Raw genomic sequence first — 23,498 nt, 5'->3', positions numbered from 1 at the left:
CTCCCTTAGCTATTTTTCATGATAATTGTTTCAAAGTTGTTAGCAACAGCTTGACATTTATCAGCGATATTTTCTAAGCTTTCGTAAATATCTTTAATTTTAATTAAAGTGATTGGATCGGTTTCACTATTAAAGATATGTTTAATTGATTGTCTTAATATACCATCACAATTTGTTTCAAATTCTTTAATATTAATTGAATGAATTCTCATGTGAGATAATTTTTTATCAACAAGTAAACCAACTGCTAATTTCATTTCAGCGACAGCTTTTTGAATATTGTCAACAAATTCAGCCATATATTCATCAGTATATTCAATTGAATACATTTCAAACATTCCAGATGTTTCTTCCATTGCATCAAGTACATCATCGATTGCATTACACAATGATAGAATGTCTTCTCGTTCAATAGGAGTGATAAATGTTTGATTTAAGTCGCTAATGACTTTGTGCATAAGTTCGTCACCATGTGACTCGTACGTTTTAATGTTATCAGAATAAGCTTTTAAATCTAAATGGGTATTAAAATCCATTTTTCCGAATTCTACAGCTGCACGGTCCAAATTAAATACCATTTCTTCTAATTGAACCATAAACTTATCCTTTTTCTTAGTGAACATTATAATGCCTCCATTTTAGCGATTGCTATCAATCACACGTTTATTATTTAATTTAAGACAATTTAAAAATGAGCTACATTTACAATAGCTTATTTTAAAACATTATTTAGAAAGCTTTTGTAAAATTTATGTAAATATAATGTTATACCAGTTACGATACACTTCTACTTAACGCCTAAGTTGTCTCTAATTGAAAATATCATAAATTTTTCATCTCTACAATAAATTTACAAATTCTTTACAAACTCGAAATATTCTCTCTTAAATTGAGTGATTGATCGTTCGCTTAGAATGATTATAAGCAATAAATGCAAACATACTATATACGATTGTATAAATAATCATAACAATAAAAATGGACGTTTGATTTGTAAATCCTATAAATTTCATAAATACAAGTGCTGCAAAATATGCATGAAGTAAAGCAATAGCTAAAGGTAGTCCAAAGTTAAACGCCACTTTCAATTTTAGACCTCTAGCCATGTCTTTTTGAGTAAAACCTAATTTACGTAATATTGAATAATTTTCTAATTCATCTTCAGTTTCATCAATTTGTTTAATATAGATAATACATCCAGTTGCTATAAGAAATGCAATACCTAAAAAAGAACTTACAAATAATAAAATTCCTGTTAAACTTGAAATTTCGCTTGCTATCTGACTTCTAGTTTTTAAATTCTGATTCATGTGATTGATAGTCTTTTCTAATCTAGGTATATCTTTTGTATGTTTTAAATCAAAACCATGTTGAGAAATAATGTCCTTATTTTTAACATGTTGTTTTATAAATTGATAATCCTCGTTATTAAGCACGAGTGTCGGTCCACCTAAATCTATACTCTCTTTAAAATAAACTTTATGAATCACTTTTTGCAGTTGAACTTTAGTATGATGTCGTTTCGTACCAATCAGTGTTGTCCCGTGTGGTCGATGTTTAGTTAAGTCAGGAATAACATCTTCTGGGATAATTAAATCTGCTTGTCCTTTTTTCAAAGAAACATTTGAAAAGTAATCTTCACTTGTTACAGTCACGGAATAAGGTCTAGCTGCATTTACATCAAATAGACGATCTTTATATAAATGCGTGTATACTACTTGCTTATAATTATAGTTATATGCAATATGCTGTTGCTCTAATTGATATTTTAACTTTTCAGACAAGGTGTCGTTGTTCGTTGTTACTTCATAAGGTGATTCTAATGAAATTTCTTTACTTAAAGATCCTCGACTAATTGCTGCAAAACATAGGACCGATACGGTAATAGCAGAAATAATAGAAATGATTGTTAAAGAGAAAGCATTCTTTCTAATCCTAAACATTAATGAAGAAGTGAAAATAACATCATTTACAGTTACATTTCCACTTTTAAATGATTTAATTATTTTTAATATAAGAGACACTGAACTTCTGAAAAAGAAATAAGCTCCGATCACAGTTAAAAATAAAATAATAAAAGGTAATACGATATCATCTAATAATTCAACAAATCGTGTGGATAAATAATATCCTGCCAAAATGAAAACAATACCTAAAATTCCTAGAATAATTTCTCCAAATGTAATATGTTTACCTGTTTCATCTATATATTCTTCAGACTCCATTAATTGCATAACAGAATATTTATTTAAGAAAATGATAGCTTGAAGAATAATTAAAATATATGCAATGATTAAAATAAATAAGGTTTGAATTATAGCGTCTACACTAAAAACAAGCGAAACCGAGGTATGTATACCTAATAATTTCAATATAATCATAAGTAAAATTTTAGACCCAACAATCCCTATTATCACACCTAAAACTGCAGTGATTAAGAAAATAAACAATTGTTCTAACATAAACATATAAATAATACTTACTTTATTTAACCCCATAATCTGTAATAGTCCCAATTCGTAACTTCGTCTTTTAATAAAAAGAATATTGGTATACATAATAAAGACAACGATGATTATAAATAGAAAATAACTTCCTATTTTAGAACCCTCTCTAATCATAGATAAAGACTCATGTATATGGAGATGATGAACATATTTAATCGTAATAAAACTAAAATATAAAACGGTACTAATGACTAATGAAAACATATAAATAGCATAGTGCTTGATATTTCTTAGGAAATTTCTCCAAATAATATAGCTAAAACTCATAAATCTTGCCACCTAATATACTTTGGGCTCTTAATATTTCTTCATAAAATAATTGTTTATTATCTTGTCCTTGATAAATTTCAGTAAATATTAAGCCATCTTTCAACATTACAACACGATTAGAAAAACTTGCTGCAAGTGGATCGTGTGTAACCATAATAATAGTTACATCATAGATTTTATTTATTTTTTCAAAACGTGTGAGTAAATCCCTAGTGTTCTTAGAGTCTAAAGCGCCTGTTGGTTCATCCGCAAAAATAATTTTAGGATATGTAATAAATGCACGCGCTGCAGATGTTCGTTGACGTTGTCCCCCTGAAATTTCAGACGGATATTTGTCACTAATATCATATATATTAAGCGCTTCAGTAATTTGTCTATAACGTTTATTCATTTCTTCCTTATTTAATTTAAGTACTGATAAAGGCAACATAATATTTTCTTTTACAGTAAGTGTATGTAATAAATTATATTCTTGAAAAATAAATCCAATATCTTTTTTTCTAATTTCTGATAGTTCCTTATTTGATAACTTTTCCAATTGTTTTCCATTTAGTATTACAGATCCTTGTGATAAATAATCAATTGAACTTAAAACATTAAGTAATGTTGTTTTACCAGATCCAGAAGGTCCCATAATTGAAACAAACTCTCCAGTTTCAATATTTAAATCAATGCCTCTTAACACTTCTTGTATCGTTTGTTTTGTCCCATATGTTTTAACAATTTGCTTTGCTTGTAATATTGTCAATTTAGAATGTCCCTCACTATCATATATTTTAACTATTGAATGATATAGATGAACCTGAGACGTCACTATAAAGTCCCAGGTTTCACTCAATGTTCTACTCACTTATTACACTAAAATGATATTTCCATAAGCTTAATTTATGTATTTACTTTAAATATTATATAAGTTTTAGTCCAAACTTTTTATAGTAAAGTCCAATATCTCCTTGCGATAAAGCGAACAATTGCACTTATATACTATTTTAACAACGTCTTTATGATAGACTTAATTTCTCTTGTGACATTCTTTCTATGACTTCGTTTTGCATAGGGAACGTTAAAATAAATGTTGTTCCTTCACCCACCGTCGACTCGATCTCTACTTCAATACCTAATGGATGTCTTACACTTTCTACTAAGTATAAACCAATTCCAGAAGAAGTTGTTTCATTACGATTTGCGGTAGAAGTATAGCCTCTTTCAAAAATACGTGGTAAATCTTTAGCACTAATCCCACGCCCATAATCAGTAATTTCTAAAGCGATATGGTCTTTTTTAGCAAACGACCGAATCACAATATCTTTTCCTTGAGAATATTTCAAAGAATTAGATAAAATCTGTCTAATCATCATGCGACACCATTTTACATCTGTAAATACTTCTGGATTCGTGTCAAATTCTAATTCATAGCCAATACCTTTAACTTGACTGATATGCCGCGTAAGTTGAATTTCTTCGATCACTAAACGTTTTAATGGTACTTTTTCGAAATACATATCTCTATTTTTAGATTCAAGACGTGTTAAATAAAGTTGCTTATCTAATAATTCATTCACTCTTGACCATTCATAAAGTAAGGCTTTCTTACGTTCCATATCTTCAGCTTGATCAATTAATAATTTCATTGCTGTAACAGGTGTTTTAATATCGTGAACAAATTCAGTTAACGATTGTTCAGACGCTTGTATATGAATTTGTTGTTCAGTAGCTCTTTCTTTTTGAAACAATAATTTACGATATAAATAGTCCACCATTTCCTGTTGAAATGGATTCTCAGCTAATTCTTTATGTTTAATTTCTTCGATTTCCTTATTATTATAAAAATGTTGATATAATTTTACTTCTCTTAAAAAAGTAAAAATAAGAAATATACAAGTTAAACCTAGATTTAATAAGACAATGTACGCTACACTTTCAATTGCCATATCATAGTCTATATATGCCATCCCTAAAAACACAAACTGCAAAAATATAATCCAAAATATCCAATTACTTCGTGTTTTAAGAAATAGCCAAAACCATTTCACATTACTCATGTGCCATATATCCTTTACCTACTTTTGTTTCAATTTCTGTTTCCATATCGATCTCAGATAATTTTTTTCGTAATCGATTTACATTGACTGTTAATGTGTTATCACTCACAAACGCTTCATCATCCCATAACGCTGTAATTAATGTATCTCTAGTCACAATTTGATTTTGTTTTTGAATTAACATTTCTAAAATAATCATTTCAGTTTTAGATAAATAAATGATTTTATCGCCTTTTTGAATACTATCTTTTGAAAGATCTACTAGTGCATCTTGCCAATTTAATGTACGTCTTTCTTCTGCGCCAAATTGATATACGCGTCGATAAATTGCTTGTAACTTCGCAATTAGTACGTTGGTATGAAAAGGCTTTTGCATATAATCATCTGCACCTAATTCCATACTCATCACTTGATCCATAGGATTATCACGTGACGATAAAAATAAAATAGGCACATTAGATACTTGTCTAATTTGACGACACCAATAGAATCCGTCATATTTAGGTAATTGCACATCCATTATAACGATTTCTGGTTGAACATTATGATATGTTTCCATTACGTTACTAAAATCATTGACACCATAAACAAAAAAATCCCAATTTTCTAATTCTTTCTTTAGTTGTTGAAAAAGCGTCTGATCATCTTCTACTAATAATATTTGCATGTGTTTTCATCCTATCACTTTGTATATTTCATTTTTTCTCCTGATTGCACACGTCCATTGAAATGCCTAATACGACAATCAATTTCAAACCCTCTCATAATTAAACCTTGTACGGGAGCTTGAAAAAAATAATAGAGTGGCCATAACAATTTAGGAATATAATCATATAGTTGAACAATTACTAAACGCGTTCCTTTAATTTGACGAAATTCCAATTTCCCTTGTTTTTTAGAACGTTTTTTTATAATTGAACCGCCTACTAAATTAAATGTAATTAAACTATTATCATTTACTTCTTTCTTCATTACTAATAGAGGCTTAAACTCATTACGAGCATATATTATATATCGATTTTCTATATATTTCGTGTGTAAAAATGTACCACGTGTATTATTCAGCCATTTAAAAAAATAAGCGACTAATTGTTCTAAAGACCATTTCCTAGGTAATATCATTCTTAATGCTGTCCGTATATCATTATATTTAGACACTTGTAACTCAACATTAATATGAGAGCGTTTGATATAGGTCTCAGTCGTTTCTACAGGAACACCATAGTTTTTTAAACATTGTATTGTCTCATTATCAAAGCGACTACCGCTTACGTACAAAATTTTATTTATTTTTTGTTGTGCTGCTGCTCTTGCAAAATTATCGGCTGCAATGAGATTTAAATCACGTGCAGTTGCTTGAGTAAGCTTGGCAGAATTTTTATTAGGATCTAAATAAAATACTGCAATATTCATACCTGACATTGCTGATTTAACATCTTCATAATTATAAATATCTTTTTTTAGCCATTTTATATTATGATTAAACTCTTTTTTTGTATTTGGATATTTAGATAAAGCAAACAAATTTGCATCATTTTCTATCGCACTGCTAATATTCTTACCTATATAACCACTACCACCCGCTAATAATACATTAGGTTTCATTATTCTGTTACTCCTTTTTAAAATTCTAAATATGTATATTTTTTAAATAATTGGTATAATATATGTTATATTACTATCTCAGGAGGAAGCCGAATGGCTCATATTATTCGTGAAATTAGTATAAAAGATACTGAAGCTTTGACAACATTATTAACTAAAATATATGATGAATCTGATTATACACTTTATAATCCTGGAGAATTTAACCCTAGTGTTTCTTCTATTAGTAATCTTCTAGAGCGTGTTATCACTTCTCCGAGAAATACCATATATGTAGCTGAAGAAGATGATCAACTCGTTGGATGTATATTCGTCACTACTGAAAAATACGAACGTACACAACACGAAGCAATCATTACACTTGGTGTTACTAAATTTTATCAAAAAAAAGGTATTGGACTTGCTTTAATTAATGCTGTTGAAGCTTGGGCTCTTAACCATAATATTAAACGTCTTCAAGCTTCAGTCGTTCCTGAAAATACACACGCACTCATGCTACTTAAAGGCGCTGGATTTAATATTGAAGGCGAACTTAAAAATAAATTACTGATCAACAATCAATATTTTAATAAATATATTATGGCTAAATTACTACTTTAATTACAATATGTATTATACGCTACGTTCAAAATGCAAAAAAGCAATTCGTGTTAATTACACGAATTGCTTTAGACTGTCTATGAGTTATTTAACTTTGTAGGCAGTTTTTTTATGGATTATTTATTTTATTAATTTTAAGCAATGTGGTCTTTGTTATCACTTTTACGTAAATAATATTTAATAAGCACTGCTACCACAATAAATAATCCAACTACGCCCATAATGTTATATAAGAAGTTGATTAAATCTGCAAAACCAACGAAACTTAAAATAAAGGCTGCAATCATCATAATAACAATAAATATATGATATTTTTTACTGTATGGCTCAGTGAAACGTGCAGCAAACGAATAAGTCAATCCTAAAATAGTATTATACATTACTGCTAACATAATCACTGTTAAAACTAATCCAAGCCATGGATGAATTTCGTTCGCCAATTTTAAAGTTGGAATTTGTTCATTTTTAATTTGTGGATATTCTGATTGTAGTGCAAAGTTAATCAGTGCAAGTAAAACAGTATACACTACACCACCAAATAAAGCACCGGCACCAGATACTTGACGTTTAGATGCATCTCCACCAATCGCCACAACCGTACTAAATCCTACAGCAAAAGCTAATCCACCGTACATTAACCCTCTAATAATACCTAAGAATAAACTTGGATGATCTACTGTACTATTAACTTTACTGATAGGGATACTTCCAGCGAATAGATAATATATAGCAATAAGAACTACCATGACAATCAAGAATGGTGTAACGAAACCTAACGCTCTTACGATCTTATTAAAGTCTAATAATAGTGTTAAATAAATAACGACCGTCATAATTAACGCGCCAAGCCATGTAGGTATACCAAAGCTCTCTTCGAACGTTGCGCCTGAACCTGCAATCATTGTTACAGCAATCCCAAATAAGAAAAAGACTAGAATATAATCAAAAATTTTACTGAATTTTTCACCAAATAAATATTGTAATGTTGATTCATGGTTTGTTGCTTCAAAAGCCGTTCCAATTTTAGCGACTTGTCGTCCTATAAATCCTAAAATTAATCCTGATATTAACACGCCAATATATGACCATAAACCATAAGGCGTGAAGAATTGCATTACTTCTTGCCCTGTAGAGAATCCTGCGCCTACTACAATCCCCACATAAGCAAAACCTATTTTTATAGATTCTTTATTCAACCCCATGTATTAATTAACCTCCTTATTTTTGACACATTCAAAATTATAACGTACTAATAATATTATGCAACAGTGCATAAACGTTGCGAGACAACGCTTATCGCTTCTAAATACTAGTGTTAATACCCTTACAAACAATTTAAAAAATTTAATATTTTTAATAATTTGTCACAAAAAATTATATTTGAGTTACTAAGTAAAATATTATTAAAAAAGAGTTAGATAAAATGAATAACTATGGTTATTCATTATCTAACTCTCTTATTTCACTATATTATTTTGAACTTCCAAATTTCTTTAATTCATCAAAATTTACTATAACATTATCCATGCGTTTAGCTGAATCTTTTAACACATTTCTTGCTACATGATTATTAGGATCTAATTTTAAAAGTTGTTTAGCTACTTTAAACGCTTCAGAATCTGAAATAATTGGATCAGGTATAGCATATAATAATAGCATTTGAAGCAAACTTTTTATTTCTTTACCATTTGTTAACTGAATAGAAGCATCTGCATGATAATATGCCGCTTCTAAAGCACCTTCCACTTCACTCAAAGGATAGACTAATAATAAAAATGCTAAATCATGTAATTCTGCTGTTTCATTAGCCTTCATCATATCTAATATACAAGTATAAAACATAATGTTTTCTTGTTCATGAGCACAGGATATATATACTTCTTCGAATTCCATAAAATCAATATTGGACATTATATTTTTAATTTCTTCAAATTTACCGTTCAGAACGTAAAATTTAATATCTTCTTGTAGCATAATGTCCACCTACTTTCATCATCAATATCATGCTATTTATTTTACCATATTCATTTTGGATAATCATTTTATAACCTTTTTTTTATATAAAAAAAACATCAAAATTTATCATTACTTATTTAAATGCTGTAGACTTAAATGAAGAACGATTCACTTCTTGAATCGCTTCATTAGCAGTTTTACCAACACTTAAAGACATTGCTGCTGTAAAACTTCCTTCTACAATGGGTGCATTTACTTTGTAAATATGATACTTACCTTTATACATATCAATTGCTAAATCGATATTCATTTCTGATGATCCTAAATCATAAAAACATAATGCATCATCATCTAACTGATTAATCAATTGTTCAATATCATCATATGAAGTTCCAATTTCACCATTTACTCCACCATAAGCAATCACATTTATGTCATTTGTCATTTTATTTAATAAATTTTTAGTTCCCTTAGCTATTTCTTCACTATGACTAATAATAACTATAGTTGTCATCATTTCAACTCCAGTCAATCAATTAAATAACGAATTTGATTTTTTATTAAAGTGAACCTTAATCAACGTGTGTTTTCATTATAAAATAACTTATCTGAAAGCGCGAATATTTGTGTATTAGACAAAATATTAGTCATTGACTGCCTATACATTAAAAATGACTGAGATAGGTATCCAACATCATAATAATTGTAGCTATATTGCTGAAGTTATAATCAATCTTATCTTTTTTCAAGTAAATTGTAAGTGACTAAAAGTGGTTTCCCTGTTCTAGGATCTTTTCCTAATACTGCATCTATATTAAACACACTTTCTAATATCTCTTTAGATAATACTTGGTCAGTAGGTCCATTATCTATAATGTGTCCTTCTTTCATGATTAACAAATAATCCGAAAATCGAATTGCCTGATTGATATCATGTAAGACCATAACGATCGTACACCCTAATTCTTTATTCAAATGTTGCACCAATTCTAAAATTTCTAACTGATGAGAAATATCTAAGTACGTTGTAGGTTCATCAAGAAAAATAATATCTGTTTTTTGTGCTAAAGCCATTGCTATCCATACACGTTGTCTTTGTCCCCCACTTAAATCATTAATCGATTGATGACGAAATTCTGTAATGCCTGTTACGTTTAATGACCATTCAATTTCATCTTTATCTTTTTTAGATAATCGTCCAAATCCTTTTTGATGAGGAAAACGTCCATATGAAACGAGTTCTTCAACTGTTATACTGTCAGTCACTGTTGGAGTTTGAGGTAAAATTGCAATTTTTTTAGCTACTTCTTTTGTAGATTGATGTTGAATGTTTTGATTATCAAGTAATACTTCTCCTTTTTTCACTTCAATCAGTCTTGAGAGTGCTTTCAATAATGTAGATTTCCCACAACCATTCGGTCCAATAATTGATGTGACTTTACCATCACGTATTTGAACATCTAATTCTTTTATAATTGTCGTATTTCTATATCCTATATCTACTTGAGATGCATTTAAACGATTCATATATAGGCCCTACCTTTGTACAAAAAATATTTACGACATCTATTGATAATCGTTCTCAATTAATTATTGCTATTATACCATTTATACACATTTTTGACTATTCTTTTTACTATGAGACGATTATAAAAAATAACCCTAAAAATCTGAGATATACATAAAACGCCTCAAATTTTTAGGGCCCTTTTTTATTCATCGATTAAAAAACCATTTCCATAAACATCACGCACGTCATGAATAACCAAGAAAGCATTCTTATCTATTTTTTTTATAATTCGTTTGGCACGAGTTACTTGAGTTTTAGCTACAACAACATACAAAACGTCTTTTTCTTCTCTACTATAATAACCATGTCCATTCAATATAGTAAGGCCTCTACCAACTTGTTCATCAATAGCCTTAGCTACCTCTTCAGGTTTGCTAGAAATAATTGTCATTGCTTTTTTTGTATTAAGTCCTTCTATAACATAATCCATTACTTTCGTGCCTATATAAAGTGAAATCACAGTTACCAATGCTTTACTTAACGGTAGTACTGTTAAAGAAATGACTACTACGATTAAATCAAAAAATAATAATGCGTATGCTGTACTAACATCTAAGTATTTATTAGCTATTCTTGCTAATATTGTTGTTCCAGCTGTAGTGCCACCTGCTAAAACGATTATTCCAATACCTAGTCCAACACTTGTGCCGCCAAATACTGCATTGATGATGACATTACCTGTTTCTACGTGCCATGATTCTGTAAGACTTAAGAAAACAGAAATAAGTACAGTAGCAATAATTGTTAATATCGTACTTTTTTTACTTAAAAATTTATACCCAATAACAATCAATATTGCATTAGCAACGAAGTTAGTGAGCGCTGGTGAAATATGAAAAGCGTAATATAATACAATAGTAATACCTGTGACGCCACCTTCACCTAAATTACCTGATATAATAAATGCATTGACTCCTGCTGAAAAGATAAAAGAGCCTAGTATAACTAAAAGTATATTTTTTATATTTTTGTTCAAAAACACTCACTCCTTTTACGACTATAACGATTAAAATGTTAGCATAGTCTCATCATTCCCTACAATATGCTTTTTAAAAATAAATGTATTAATAAATTTTAAATATCTTAAAATATAAAGATTTAATTTAAATAAGATACATATTCATCTTTAAATCTAATGTACTAATAAAAAATACGTGGAAATTTTCTGAATTTTTCGTTTACTTATAAATATTAGTTTGCTATACTATGTATAACTTCTTAATTACAAGAAGTTATCTCCTTTGTGTTGTTTATAGTAACAAAACAAATTTTGCTCGAAGTACTGTGACAGTACCTAGTCCTTACCGTTACAAGTACATTAATATTCATTTCCCATAAAAACCAAGTATATAAAGTGTCTCCTCACTTTGCATGCTTGGTTTTTATCATGCAATAAAATGAATAATAAAAATAGGAGTGACATAGAATTCTTTTCGAATTCAATGTTCACTCCTAATGGTTGACTATAAAATGATTTAAATTTTAATACCTTACCATGCAAATAAACCAACAAATGCTGCAGTAAGTAGTGAAACTAAAATACCTGATAATAACATCATCGGTACATATTTTGAAACAAAATCTGATGTTTTCTTATCAACTATACCCTTTAATGTACCAACAATCATCCCAATTGTAGAGAAGTTTGCAAATGAAACTAAGAATGTTGATATCACTGCACGACGATGTGCGCTATATGTGTCAATTACTTTTGTAATTTCACCCATAACTACAAATTCGTTTGTAACGATTTTTTTGGACATCTGTTGTGCCACTATCCATGCCTCACCCCATGGTAAGCCAAGCAATAAAGCAAATGGATACATAAAGACGCCTAAGATTTGGTTTAAACCAAAACTACCTTTCATACCCATCCAACTGCCTACTAATCCAGTAATCAAATTAATAAAACGATCTAAAAAATCAGCCAACGCGACAAAACTAATAACAAAAGCGATAATAATTAATACTAATTTACCTGCATTTAATACTGAATCTCCTAAAAATGAGAAGAAAGGTTGACGTTCAATTTTTTCATCATTATTAATGCTATAGATAATATCTTCTTTTTCTTCAACAGTAACAGGATTTAAAATAGAAGCGACAATAATTGCATTAATAATATTTAAAGGAATCGCCGTTAACACTAATTCACCAGGAATCATTTGAACATAGGCACCTACAATAGCTCCAGAAATAGAACTCATTGACATCATTGCAACTGTTAATACACGCATTTCGTTCATACGCTTAAGTTGTTCATTAGAGACTGCAAGCGCCTCTGTATTTCCTAAAAACATCATTTCGATACCAAAGAATGATTCAAATTTAGGTTGACGTGTAATTTTCGCAAGTACAAAACCAATTCCTCCAATAATTTTAGGAAGAATATTAAAATACATAAGAATATCAAATAGTGGAACAACTAATAAAATTGGAAATAATGCACTCACTGCCATATCCATTTGTTTACCACTTGTAAAACTACTGAATGCAAAACCTGTTCCAGTATGAGCTGATTGAATAACCCAAGCAATGGCAGCTGCTAAACCTTCAACAATCGATCTTCCAATTTGGAAATATACAAAGAACCATGCTAAGAATACATTTAAAAGAACTAAGATTAATATAGACTTCCATTGAATATGTTTGCGATCTCTAGAAAATAAAACTGCTATTCCTAAAAACACAAGTAATCCAATGATATTTATTAGTAAAAACATAAGACACCTACCCACATTTTAAAATTAATATGTATCACATTACCCTTAAATAGAACCGTACTATTTTCATAAAATAACAACTAATGTTCTGTAAAAAATACATTTAACATTATACCACGAGAAAATGTTCGTTAAAATAACATATTTAATAAAATAATTGTCTATTTTTCTTTTTTGATGTTATTTATCATAAATACCATTTAAACTTAATACGGTTATATAGAAAAAGAATGGGAAAACGAATTCAAAGTAAATTTTTCCCATTCTTTATGTCATTTGATTTTATGATTCATTTTCATGAATATCATTATGAATATAGTCTGCTATAAATTTAGAAGATTGACCTTTTTCAATTGAACAAAAATCATTATAGAACGCTTCAATTTTATCTTTATATTTTTCTTTATGTGTATCTAAATGTTTTAATTCTTCAGCAAGTTTAAATTCATCTGTAATAATTTCTCCTGGTAAATCTTCCATATAATTCATATAGAAGCCACGAAGACCTTTATCGTATTTTTCGATATCATAAGCAAAGAAAAATTGAGGACGTTTTAAAATACCATAATCAAACATCACTGACGAGTAGTCAGTAATAAGCGCATCAGATATTAAATATAATTCTGAAATATCATTATAATTTGAAACATCAATAGCAAAGTCATCGTATCCAGTTAGATCTAATGCATTTGCAATAAGATAATGCATTCTTAGTAAAATGACATAGTCATCTCCAATTTGCTCTTTTAAATTAGCTAAATTTATTTTCAAATCAAATAAATATTGACCTTTTTTAACGAATTCATCATCTCTCCAAGTTGGCGCATACATAATGACTTTTTTATCTTTTGGTAAATTTAAATCTTTTTTAATTTGTTCTATATACTCAGTATCATTTTGTCTTGTAACTAATACATCATTTCTTGGATAGCCAATTTCCCAAATTCTTTCTTCATTCATCCAAAAAGCAGACTTAAAGATATCCGTAGAATAACGGTTTGGAGATACTAAATAATTCCAACGAGATGCTTCTGTATAAAAATTCTTTTTATAATTTGCTGTTGTTGTTCCTGGCATTCTTACCACTTTCATATCATTTGCTAAACGTTTTAACGGTGTACCGTGCCAAGTTTGAATATACATTTGATTCTCTTTTTTATTTAAATACAATGGTAATCGAGCATTCGAAATCCAGTATTTCGCTTTAGCATAAGCCTCATAATATTCTTTGGATCCTTTTTTCACTTTAGTTGCATTTCCAGGAATAATATTGTTATTAGGCTTAGAAAAGACCCAAATATATTTATATTGTGGATAGTGTTGTTGCATATATTCATATATATACTTTGGACTATCACTGTAATTTTTACCACCAAATGACTCAAATATAATCGTATGTGGATCTACCATATTTTCATTATCAGTAAGTTGATATTTAGCACGTTCTTTCATTTTATTGTTTGTTAGAATACTTTTAAATAAACGTGTTTTTTTACGTAATTCATTCACATATCTTGCATTCTCAATGTCATCCATAGATAAAAACATGATTTCAAGATTATATAACAACTTACCATCTTTAATGATATTCCATTTTAGTGCTTTTACTACTTTAACTAGAGTGTGTTCTAAAGCAATATATCTTGCTTTAATATCTCTAAGCGAAGGATCAAAACCTTTTTTAATTTCATTTTTCATTCTTTGGACTAAAAATTTCTTAACTTCTTTATTTGTAGTTCTTTGTATAGCATCAAAGAAACTATTTGTATAGTCTTCAAATTTATCAATAAAATCTTGATCACTTAATGTATTACCATTAAATGGATCATATACTTCACCACGATAATAAAACGGAAAATTAACAATTCTAACAAAATGTTCAGCATATTTCAGATAATCTAATACAAATGAATTATCAATAAAAATGCTTAAATCTTCATTAAATTTAATGTCATGTGCTTTAATAATTGCATTTCTAAATAAAATATTACATGCAGTTTCTTTTCGTAAAATTGAATTAGGATATGAATGATGTGATCGATACTGCAAACGTATCTTATCTTTATCTACATATTGAGGACGTTGCATTGTAAATTTGTGTACCGGTGCAATTAATGTATCTAAACCATTAATATGATTTAAATAATATTCAATAGCATATGAGGCTAATTGATCATCCGCATCTAAAAACATCACGTATTGACCTTTTGCTAAGTCTAAAGCGATATTTCTAGCATGTGCATGACCAGTATTTGTTTCAAGTTGAATAAACGTCACATCTTTATCATAAGATGCTAACGTTTTATTTAAGATTTGTGTTGAATGATCCGTAGAACCATCATCTACAATAATGATCTCAAAATCTTGATTCCTTTGAGTTTTTAAGCTATTAATACAATCTTCAATATATTCTTCACTATTAAAATATGTAATAATTATTGATAGTTTATTCAATATCATTCTCTCCAATTTTATTTATGTTTATTCAATTAATTTTTAAGCAATGTGTTTGTGTACTAACTATATCTTATCAGTCTAAGATTTTTTCATCTACACTGTAAAATTATAGATTACTTTATCATCGTGATATTTGGATGTTCGACATCCATTATTTATTTAAATTTTGTGTAGTCACAAATTGATGATATTTCTCATGATATTTCATTAATTCGTCATGTGTACCTTCACCTGTCACACGTCCTTGATCAATAAAAATAATTTGACCTGCCTTTTTAATCGTAGACAGACGGTGTGCAATCACTATTGTTGTTCTACCTTTCATCAATACTTCTAAAGCTTCTTGAATTTTTTGTTCACTTTCACTATCAAGATTTGCAGTAGCTTCATCAAGTAACAATATGTCTGGATTTTTCACAAAACTTCTAGCGATATCAATACGTTGTCGTTGCCCCCCGGACAGTTTTAATCCACGTTCGCCCACTAATGTATCGTATCCTTCATCAAATTGCATAATAAAGTCATGACAGTTTGCTAGTTTTGCATATTTAATTAGTTCTTCATCAGAGACATTACGGTTAATACCATATAAGATATTATCTCGAATTGTTCCTGTCATCATAGAGTTTGACTGCATGACATATCCAATTTTGCTACGCCAATTTGTAATTGGAATATCATAAATACTTTCATTGCCATATGTAATATCACCATTATCGATATCATACATACGTTCAATTAAATTAAAAATAGTACTTTTCCCAGAACCTGAAGGACCAACAAAAGCACTAATGTCACCCTGAGGTATACGAAATGATACATGATCAAGAATCGTTTTTACATCATATTTAAATTCTACGTTATTAAATTCAAGTGCTCCATTCTCAATGTTGATATTAGCAATGGGTTTTAACTGTTCCATCGGTTCAACGGGTTCTTGCATAATTTCATAAATACGTTGACTTGCACCTACAGCTTTTTTGTAATCAGTAACGAGTGTAGATAAGTTCATAAGCGGCATAGATAACTGCATCACATAAAAAATCATAGCTATTAAAGCACCTGCTGTAATAGCACCTGTAGCAATTCTAATGGCACCAAATCCTAAAATAATGGCTATCATTAATAACATAATTACACTTGAAATAGGTTGAATAATCGCTACTATTTTTGCTTGTCTTAAACCTAATTTATATATTTCATTTAAGTTATAATGTGCATTATTTAATTCTTTTTGTTCAGTATTAGAAATTTTTACTAAACGCATTTCTGTCAATACACGACCTAATAACCCACTAAAATTGGCAATTTCTGCTTGGGTATGTTTTGAAATTTTTTGCATACGTCTTCCAAGTGGAATCATAATACCCATAAATATTGGAATAGCTATGAAAGTCAGTAAAGTCATTTGCCAGTCCATAATAAACAGCATAATAATAGAACCAATCAATGTGATAATAGCTGGTAGTAATTGTGGTAATTTTTGAGAGATAAAATCGTTAATGACCTTAGTATCATCAGTTAAACGACTCATCAACTGACCACTTTCATTTTTGTCAAAAAATGGCATTTTCAGTTTAATCATGTGCTCCCACAATAATGAACGAATACCATAAATCATTTTTTCTCCAATTTTACTTAAGAGGTAAATACCTAAACCGCTAAGTAATGCATTAATGATAAATATACTTGCAAATAGAACGACAATATTCCAATTAATATTATTAGTAGAAAATTTATCTACTAAGCGACCTGTAAACAGTGGAATCAATAATCCGCTAAGACTTCCTAACGAAGAAATGATAACAGCAGTTATTATTAAACCATAAGGCCAAGACAATCGTTTAAATAGAAAAAATAATGGATTGTGTTGTTTCATAAATAAACCTCTTTAATCATCAATTTGTATTTGTATTTTTGATATTATATTTAGTGTTTATCCTAATTTAAATGTACATTAAAATGTATTTTAACTGGTAATTTGATTGATTGTTCTTAGTATAGCATTTTATTTAAAATGTTTTATTACATAAAAATAGGAGTGCCCTAGAATTCGTTTTGAATTCACTGTTCACTCCCAAAAGGATGAGTCAAATCAAACAAATTATTGTTATCTACTTGATTTAATCAAAGATTGAGACATAGCTAAACTTCTAAGGCGTTTATATATGCCTTCAATACATTATTATTTTGCATCTTTTCCGTATAGCTCTTGTTTAATTTTAGTTGTTGAAATACCCTCCGTGCGTTTTAGGTATACAACTTCACATTTGTCTTTTAGGAAGTCAAATTGACCTTCCCAGTCATGGCCCATAACAAACACATCAACATCATAACGATCAACGTCTGTTTCTTTTTGACCCCATCCATCTTCTGGAATCACTAAATCAACGTAACGAATAGATTCTAACATCATTTTACGTTGTTCAAAATCATAATAAGATTTTTTATTTTTAATTTGGTTAAATTCATCTGTAGATAAAGCTACAATTAAATAATCACCCATTTCACGAGCTCTTCTTAGTAATTCTATATGACCATAATGTAATAAATCATATGTACCATATGTAATGACTCTTCTCATATTTCCTTTCTCCTTTACAAATATTTAACATTAATTAATAATCTTAATTTAGCATAAATATATTTAACATACCATTAATTTTATATTGACCAGACCCTTTCTCATTTACTTATTCATTATACGTTTCAATGATTGCTTTCCACTGAATGCTAATTTTTTAGGCATTACTTGTGCTTGAAAACGTAAAAAACCAGGTCTCCCAATTCCTACATCAATAAGTGTATGTCTCCATAACTCATATGTCTCACGTGTCCAATGAGTCGCACTTTGCTCTACGGCTTGTACTATTCTAAACAACGCTTCTCCAGAATAATTTGTATGTTGCATATCTCTGATATATTGAGTGATTTTGTCTATAATTTGAAGTGTCACTTTACTGTATTTTATTAAATATGCTTGAATGAGATAGCTGACAATTAAGTCATCCATTCGATAACTATAATATGCTTTTTCGTTGACAAGTAATAACATATCCATGACTTCACGTCGAACTTTTCTAGCATCTTCTAAGTAAGATATAAACGTATCTGCACGTTGATCTGTAATAGAACCTTCTCGCTCATTGTATCCATATACTATAAAAGGAACTAGTTGGATATCCCTTGCCATTAAATAAGCACGAGTGACAAATGTATGTTCTTCACAAAATACTACATCTTCATCGAATCTTAGTGTATTAAATTTAGCTTTGAATAACTTGCCACCTGGTCCAATAGATTGAAGTATTTCTGGCGCTTCTGCTAAAGAAACTATTGCTTCACGATGAATGTCTTCGTGTGTTGGAATAACTTTCCAGTCGCCATTCAATCCTCTACCGATTTGCCCAATCACAATATCTAGATGCTCATTTTTTTCATAATATTGAATCATTTGATCCATTTTTCCAGGTAAAAATTGATCATCTGCATCTAAGAACATAAACGCATCGATATCATCTGACATTGCAGAAAGACCCATATTTCTACTTTTTGCCGCTCCTTGATTGTCTTGATGATAAACAATGAGATGTTTAACTTCTTTTTGCAATTCAGTTAACACTTGTTTTGTACGATCTGTTGATCCATCGTTAATACAAATAATTTCTACGTCATGTGTTGTATCAATCGATTTAACTGCTTTTCGAATTGTATTTTCAGCATTGTATACTGGAATAATAACCGCTAATTTCATTCTTTCACCAACTTTTCAATAAATTTCAATACGTTTTCTAAGCTTTTTTCACTATTATATTTATGCCAATTTTTAAATAATGGTTTTATTTCTTTTTCATTATATTTAATCTTAGTCACTAATTCATCTATATGTTTCACTTTATAAAATGTTGGAATATCGCGATAAAATTGATTCAATCCACGTACCTCTTCATACTCTTCTTCGTCAAATACATAAAATAATGTAGGCTTATTGAGTAAACTAGCTTCTATTGGTAGAGAGCTATAATCACTAATAATAATATCAGCCATCATTATTAGTTCTGATGTTGGCGCAATATGCTCACTATTAGGGATTGATGGATGAAGTTGATTAATGAGAGTATAGTTGGGTAATTGCTTTTCAAAATATACTTTATCAATTTGACGATTATCCATTTGATTTTCACGATAAGTAGGCACATATAATGCTAATTTATTAGGAATATTATAATATTTTTTTAACTTTTTTTGCTCCGTCTTAAGGTCTAGTTTAAAATATTTGGTTAATCGAGGTAGACCCAACTTAAGCATTTGAGTGCGCTTAGCGTCAAAAGCACTTTCAAAACATTTACTCATCTCTTCTCCACCGACTAAATAATAATCAGTAGCCTTATAAACGCTTTTATATTGTTGAACCATTTTTTTATTATTTAAATCTACTTGATGATCCGTTAAACCAAAATTTTTTAAAGCACCTGAAGCATGCCATGTTTGGATGATGGTCTGTCCTTTTTTCTTATGATACCCTCCGAGCATAAGATAATATGTATCAATCACAATCACTTTTGCTGTACTTATCGTCTTGATATGTCTCACTATATGATTATTTCCTGCAGGAACAAAAGATACATTTTTAAATTGCTTTAGCTTAGCCCATTCTTTTTCTTTAGCAATGACTGTTAATTCATAACCTTTCTGATTTAATTGCTCAATTATTGGCATAACGTCTTCGGGAAATGTCATTAAAATCGCAATATGATTCGATTTTAGTCGTTTAAATCTAAAAATTTGGTTTACGATAGTAATAAGTGTCATATAAATATTTTTTATCACTACTCTTGTCATCATTTAATCCCCTTACTCGTTAATAAAATAATTTATAAAGAAAGAGTAGGACAGAAATACATTGATTTTGTCTCTACTCCTTATCCTTTTCACATACATCTCTATCGACATCGTCGATATTTTATATTTATTCATGATATATATACTAAAGAGCTTGAAATGCAATCTAATACATTTCAGGCTCTCTACTAATAAATGTAAGTATTGATTTATCTAGCACACATTTTATAAGAAATCTGCAAAATGATCTCGATATCTACGATGTAATATAGACCCTAATACAAAGAATACTAAAATAATAATCATATTATAAAGAAGTAATCTCCAATGTTCAATAAAGTACCATTGATGGAATAAAATTGCTGCACGGTAAGACTCAGCTAAAAAGTATACAGGGTTAAATTTCATAATGTCATTAATTACGCTACTAATTCCAGTATCTTTTGGTATCCATAAAATAGGAGACATATAGAATAAAATTCTTAGTAATGCTTGCATAATCATCTGTGTGTCACGAACAATGATTCCAAGTGTTGAAGTAAAAAGTGCTACAGAAGCCACAAAGAAAAATGTTAGTGGTACGTAAATTAACAATTGTACAATATGGATAGACGGCATAATACCATTTCCCATACAAATTGCAATAATAAGTGCTAATAAGCCAATATGGCCATAAAATTTACTTGTTACGATATAAGTTGGAATAATTGATAAAGGAAAATTCATTTTCGCTACTTGGTTAAACTTCATAGATACTGATTTCGTACCTTCAAGAATACCTTGGTTAACAAAGAACCACATGCTAATTCCTACTAGTAACCATAAAATAAATGGAATGCCATGTATCGGTTGATTACTACGAATTCCCATACCGAAGACAAACCAATACACCATAATTTGAAGTGCTGGGTTAAGTAATTCCCAAGCCATACCTAAGTAATTATTTGTATTTGTTATTTTAATTTGAAATTGTGCAAGTCGTTGCACTAAATAAAAGTTTTTTATATGTTCTTTAAAAACAGTTCCTACTGCCGACATTGAAATAAACCACACTTTCAATTGTAAATTCATAATGGCTTTTAATTTCTTTAACTACTGATTAAAATCGTTTTATTATAAAATTTCTAAATCAACGTTTAAAATGATTCATATAAATCCATTATATATTTACGCAACTTATTCGTCGAAAATTTTATTAGGATAGACTTAATTCAGAAAAGAAAGTAAAATTAATATATTGTTTACAAAAAAGATACAAAATCTCATATACACTTTACACTAGGTTAATAAATTTAACAACTATTGAGTGATGTATTATAATCTATATAATAAATCATAAGAAAGGAAAAATCATGAGCGTATCTGTTAACATAAATCATGTGACAAAAGAATATCGAATATATCGCAATAATAAAGAACGTATCAAAGATGCGTTAATTCCTAAAAATAAAAACAAAACCTTCTTTGCTTTAAATGATGTGTCTATTACTGCTTATGAAGGTGATGTGATTGGTTTAGTAGGTATAAATGGTTCAGGAAAATCCACGTTAAGCAATATGATTGGTGGTTCATTATCTCCAAGTTCTGGAAATATAGATCGTCATGGTGAAGTAAGTGTCATCGCCATTAATGCCGGTTTAAATGGGAAACTGACGGGCATTGAAAATATTGAATTTAAAATGCTTTGTATGGGGTTTAAAAAGAAAGAAATTAAAAGACTTATGCCTCAAGTTATTGAATTTAGTGAGCTTGGCGAATTCATTTATCAACCTGTTAAAAACTATTCAAGCGGTATGCGTGCGAAACTTGGTTTCTCTATCAATGTAACGATTAATCCTGACATTTTAGTTATCGATGAAGCACTATCTGTTGGCGATCAAACATTTACTCAAAAATGTTTAGATAAAATATATGAGTTTAAAGAAGCAAATAAAACGATTTTCTTTGTAAGTCATAATATCAGACAAGTGCGTGAATTCTGTACTAAAATCGCTTGGATTGAAGGTGGAAAGCTAAAAGAATTTGGTGAATTAGATACAGTGTTACCTAAATATGAGCAATTTTTAAAAGATTTTAAGAAAAAATCTAAAAAAGATCAAAAAGCATTTAGACAACAACTTGATGAAAAACGGTTTGTTGTAAAGTAAAAGAGGTAGAGACCTAAGCGATTCATAGGCTTAAGTCTCATCCTCTTTTATTTTTTCTTCTTATTCTGCAATTTCCAAACTTTAAACATAAATTTAGGAATACTTTTTATACGACCTATTCGCTTCCAGTCAATAAGTAATCGGTAGACCCATTCAATATTTAAATTCCTAAAAAGACGGGGCGCTCTTTTTTTAGTACCACTAAACACTTCTAACGAGCCACCTACCCCCATCATTACTGTATGCTTAAAATTACTTTCATTTTTTTGAATCCATTCTTCTTGTTTTGGAAAGCCCATTCCAACAAATAAATAGTCAGGATTGAAACGTTGAATTCTTTTCACTACAGTTTCATCTGACAGATCAATATACCCATGATGATACTCAAAAGTAACATTAGGATATTTCTGTTGTAATTTATGTTGTGCTTGCGCAACAATTTCATTTTTTGATCCTAACAAGTATACCTTTTGACTTTGCTCGTGTGCAAATTTAATACATTCTTCCATAAGTTCAATACCTGGTACACGTCGCTTTAATGGTTGTTTTAATCTATTAGAAGCTTTAACTACACCTGTACCATCCGCAATGATATAACTTGCACTATTTATAAGCTTTCTATAGGTTACATGTTCAGAAGCATACACTACGATTTCAGGATTAGCAGTTACAATAAACAAGTTATCATTTGTATTATTTTCAAAAAAATGTTTAATATTTTCAACCATATCCAACATTGTCACATTATCGAATTGTACGCCTAATACATCTACTTTATC

General features: G+C 29.4%; 21 protein-coding genes. 2 read left to right on the top strand and 19 right to left on the bottom strand.

Features of this window, described 5'->3' with window-relative positions:
- Positions 1–5 precede the first annotated feature (5 nt).
- The 6 genes from HMPREF2647_RS04680 to HMPREF2647_RS04655 form a co-directional block, all read right to left on the bottom strand.
- On the bottom strand, positions 6–623 hold the full coding sequence (locus HMPREF2647_RS04680) for a DUF47 domain-containing protein (protein WP_002449132.1): 618 nt from the start codon (positions 621–623) through the stop codon (positions 6–8).
- Positions 624–884: 261 nt separating this feature from the next.
- Positions 885–2,774 carry an FtsX-like permease family protein gene (locus HMPREF2647_RS04675; RefSeq protein WP_070859592.1) on the bottom strand — a complete coding sequence of 630 codons (1,890 nt, stop codon included), beginning with the start codon at positions 2,772–2,774 and terminating at the stop codon, positions 885–887.
- Positions 2,764–3,525, bottom strand: coding sequence for an ABC transporter ATP-binding protein (locus tag HMPREF2647_RS04670; RefSeq protein ID WP_017175999.1), 762 nt, complete (start codon positions 3,523–3,525; stop codon positions 2,764–2,766). The genes HMPREF2647_RS04675 and HMPREF2647_RS04670 overlap by 11 nt, the downstream gene beginning before the upstream one ends.
- Positions 3,526–3,778: 253 nt before the next feature.
- Positions 3,779–4,819 carry a sensor histidine kinase gene (locus HMPREF2647_RS04665; protein WP_070859589.1) on the bottom strand — a complete coding sequence of 347 codons (1,041 nt, stop codon included), beginning with the start codon at positions 4,817–4,819 and terminating at the stop codon, positions 3,779–3,781.
- A complete protein-coding gene (gene graR / locus HMPREF2647_RS04660) occupies positions 4,812–5,486 on the bottom strand; it encodes a response regulator transcription factor GraR/ApsR (protein ID WP_017176001.1) in 675 nt (224 codons plus the stop codon). Before graR ends, HMPREF2647_RS04665 begins: the two co-directional genes overlap by 8 nt.
- 14 nt (positions 5,487–5,500) lie before the next feature.
- Entirely contained in the window at positions 5,501–6,424 is a 924-nt protein-coding gene (locus tag HMPREF2647_RS04655; RefSeq protein WP_070859586.1) for an NAD(P)H-binding protein, read from the bottom strand.
- Between the two features lie 93 nt (positions 6,425–6,517).
- On the opposite strand from HMPREF2647_RS04655, the gene HMPREF2647_RS04650 reads away from it, so the two are divergent.
- Complete coding sequence (locus tag HMPREF2647_RS04650; protein ID WP_017176003.1) at positions 6,518–7,024, top strand: GNAT family N-acetyltransferase; 507 nt, start codon at positions 6,518–6,520, stop codon at positions 7,022–7,024.
- 134 nt (positions 7,025–7,158) lie between these two features.
- On the opposite strand, the gene HMPREF2647_RS04645 is transcribed toward HMPREF2647_RS04650, so the two are convergent.
- The 12 genes from HMPREF2647_RS04645 to HMPREF2647_RS04590 all read right to left on the bottom strand — a co-directional run bounded on the left by HMPREF2647_RS04645 (position 7,159) and on the right by HMPREF2647_RS04590 (position 21,610).
- Positions 7,159–8,226 carry a YkvI family membrane protein gene (locus HMPREF2647_RS04645; RefSeq protein ID WP_049379654.1) on the bottom strand — a complete coding sequence of 356 codons (1,068 nt, stop codon included), beginning with the start codon at positions 8,224–8,226 and terminating at the stop codon, positions 7,159–7,161.
- Positions 8,227–8,494: 268 nt separating this feature from the next.
- A complete protein-coding gene (locus HMPREF2647_RS04640) occupies positions 8,495–8,998 on the bottom strand; it encodes a hypothetical protein (RefSeq protein WP_070859583.1) in 504 nt (167 codons plus the stop codon).
- A 115-nt stretch (positions 8,999–9,113) separates the two neighbouring features.
- A complete protein-coding gene (gene dhaM, locus HMPREF2647_RS04635) occupies positions 9,114–9,494 on the bottom strand; it encodes a dihydroxyacetone kinase phosphoryl donor subunit DhaM (protein ID WP_017176006.1) in 381 nt (126 codons plus the stop codon).
- Positions 9,495–9,715: 221 nt separating this feature from the next.
- Entirely contained in the window at positions 9,716–10,507 is a 792-nt protein-coding gene (locus tag HMPREF2647_RS04630) for an ABC transporter ATP-binding protein (RefSeq protein ID WP_017176007.1), read from the bottom strand.
- A gap of 185 nt (positions 10,508–10,692) precedes the next feature.
- Positions 10,693–11,526 carry a YitT family protein gene (locus HMPREF2647_RS04625; protein WP_070859580.1) on the bottom strand — a complete coding sequence of 278 codons (834 nt, stop codon included), beginning with the start codon at positions 11,524–11,526 and terminating at the stop codon, positions 10,693–10,695.
- 514 nt (positions 11,527–12,040) lie between these two features.
- Positions 12,041–13,273, bottom strand: coding sequence for a NupC/NupG family nucleoside CNT transporter (locus HMPREF2647_RS04620; RefSeq protein WP_017176009.1), 1,233 nt, complete (start codon positions 13,271–13,273; stop codon positions 12,041–12,043).
- A 282-nt stretch (positions 13,274–13,555) separates the two neighbouring features.
- On the bottom strand, positions 13,556–15,727 hold the full coding sequence (locus HMPREF2647_RS10975) for a bifunctional glycosyltransferase/CDP-glycerol:glycerophosphate glycerophosphotransferase (RefSeq protein WP_079118803.1): 2,172 nt from the start codon (positions 15,725–15,727) through the stop codon (positions 13,556–13,558).
- A gap of 154 nt (positions 15,728–15,881) precedes the next feature.
- The gene (locus HMPREF2647_RS04610; protein ID WP_019834902.1) at positions 15,882–17,609 is read right to left on the bottom strand and encodes an ABC transporter ATP-binding protein; all 1,728 of its coding nucleotides are present in this window, start codon (positions 17,607–17,609) and stop codon (positions 15,882–15,884) included.
- A 306-nt stretch (positions 17,610–17,915) separates the two neighbouring features.
- Positions 17,916–18,314 (bottom strand): glycerol-3-phosphate cytidylyltransferase, encoded by a 399-nt coding sequence (tagD, locus tag HMPREF2647_RS04605; protein ID WP_017176012.1) that lies wholly within the window; start codon positions 18,312–18,314, stop codon positions 17,916–17,918.
- Positions 18,315–18,419: 105 nt separating this feature from the next.
- Positions 18,420–19,484 carry a glycosyltransferase family 2 protein gene (locus HMPREF2647_RS04600; protein ID WP_049415471.1) on the bottom strand — a complete coding sequence of 355 codons (1,065 nt, stop codon included), beginning with the start codon at positions 19,482–19,484 and terminating at the stop codon, positions 18,420–18,422.
- A complete protein-coding gene (gene tarB / locus HMPREF2647_RS04595) occupies positions 19,481–20,575 on the bottom strand; it encodes a teichoic acid glycerol-phosphate primase TarB (RefSeq protein WP_025987151.1) in 1,095 nt (364 codons plus the stop codon). The genes HMPREF2647_RS04600 and tarB overlap by 4 nt, the downstream gene beginning before the upstream one ends.
- Before the next feature lie 222 nt (positions 20,576–20,797).
- Entirely contained in the window at positions 20,798–21,610 is an 813-nt protein-coding gene (locus HMPREF2647_RS04590; protein ID WP_049379655.1) for an ABC transporter permease, read from the bottom strand.
- A gap of 314 nt (positions 21,611–21,924) precedes the next feature.
- Here HMPREF2647_RS04590 and tagH point away from each other — a divergent pair, with 314 nt between their 5' ends.
- Positions 21,925–22,719, top strand: coding sequence for a teichoic acids export ABC transporter ATP-binding subunit TagH (gene tagH, locus HMPREF2647_RS04585; protein WP_002449138.1), 795 nt, complete (start codon positions 21,925–21,927; stop codon positions 22,717–22,719).
- A 47-nt stretch (positions 22,720–22,766) separates the two neighbouring features.
- Here tagH and tarA read toward each other — a convergent pair.
- A partial coding sequence (gene tarA, locus HMPREF2647_RS04580; protein WP_176746909.1) for an N-acetylglucosaminyldiphosphoundecaprenol N-acetyl-beta-D-mannosaminyltransferase TarA occupies positions 22,767–23,498 on the bottom strand: 732 nt, incomplete at its 5' end.

This window comes from Staphylococcus sp. HMSC035D11 (assembly GCF_001836075.1).
Taxonomy (GTDB): domain Bacteria; phylum Bacillota; class Bacilli; order Staphylococcales; family Staphylococcaceae; genus Staphylococcus; species Staphylococcus hominis.
The sequence above is the reverse complement of the archived record's forward strand: the minus strand, read 5'-3'. Positions and strand labels throughout refer to the sequence as shown.

Coding starts and splice junctions, on each gene's coding strand:
- HMPREF2647_RS04610 (WP_019834902.1), bottom strand. CDS start 17,609: ATGAAACAACACAATCCATTATTTTTTCTATTTAAACGATTGTCTTGG.
- HMPREF2647_RS04680 (WP_002449132.1), bottom strand. CDS start 623: ATGTTCACTAAGAAAAAGGATAAGTTTATGGTTCAATTAGAAGAAATG.
- HMPREF2647_RS04640 (WP_070859583.1), bottom strand. CDS start 8,998: ATGCTACAAGAAGATATTAAATTTTACGTTCTGAACGGTAAATTTGAA.
- HMPREF2647_RS04655 (WP_070859586.1), bottom strand. CDS start 6,424: ATGAAACCTAATGTATTATTAGCGGGTGGTAGTGGTTATATAGGTAAG.
- tarB (WP_025987151.1), bottom strand. CDS start 20,575: ATGATGACAAGAGTAGTGATAAAAAATATTTATATGACACTTATTACT.
- dhaM (WP_017176006.1), bottom strand. CDS start 9,494: ATGACAACTATAGTTATTATTAGTCATAGTGAAGAAATAGCTAAGGGA.
- tagD (WP_017176012.1), bottom strand. CDS start 18,314: ATGAGAAGAGTCATTACATATGGTACATATGATTTATTACATTATGGT.
- HMPREF2647_RS04600 (WP_049415471.1), bottom strand. CDS start 19,484: ATGAAATTAGCGGTTATTATTCCAGTATACAATGCTGAAAATACAATT.
- HMPREF2647_RS04620 (WP_017176009.1), bottom strand. CDS start 13,273: ATGTTTTTACTAATAAATATCATTGGATTACTTGTGTTTTTAGGAATA.
- HMPREF2647_RS04665 (WP_070859589.1), bottom strand. CDS start 4,819: ATGAGTAATGTGAAATGGTTTTGGCTATTTCTTAAAACACGAAGTAAT.
- HMPREF2647_RS04590 (WP_049379655.1), bottom strand. CDS start 21,610: ATGTCGGCAGTAGGAACTGTTTTTAAAGAACATATAAAAAACTTTTAT.
- HMPREF2647_RS04650 (WP_017176003.1), top strand. CDS start 6,518: ATGGCTCATATTATTCGTGAAATTAGTATAAAAGATACTGAAGCTTTG.
- HMPREF2647_RS04645 (WP_049379654.1), bottom strand. CDS start 8,226: ATGGGGTTGAATAAAGAATCTATAAAAATAGGTTTTGCTTATGTGGGG.
- tagH (WP_002449138.1), top strand. CDS start 21,925: ATGAGCGTATCTGTTAACATAAATCATGTGACAAAAGAATATCGAATA.
- HMPREF2647_RS04675 (WP_070859592.1), bottom strand. CDS start 2,774: ATGAGTTTTAGCTATATTATTTGGAGAAATTTCCTAAGAAATATCAAG.
- graR (WP_017176001.1), bottom strand. CDS start 5,486: ATGCAAATATTATTAGTAGAAGATGATCAGACGCTTTTTCAACAACTA.
- HMPREF2647_RS04630 (WP_017176007.1), bottom strand. CDS start 10,507: ATGAATCGTTTAAATGCATCTCAAGTAGATATAGGATATAGAAATACG.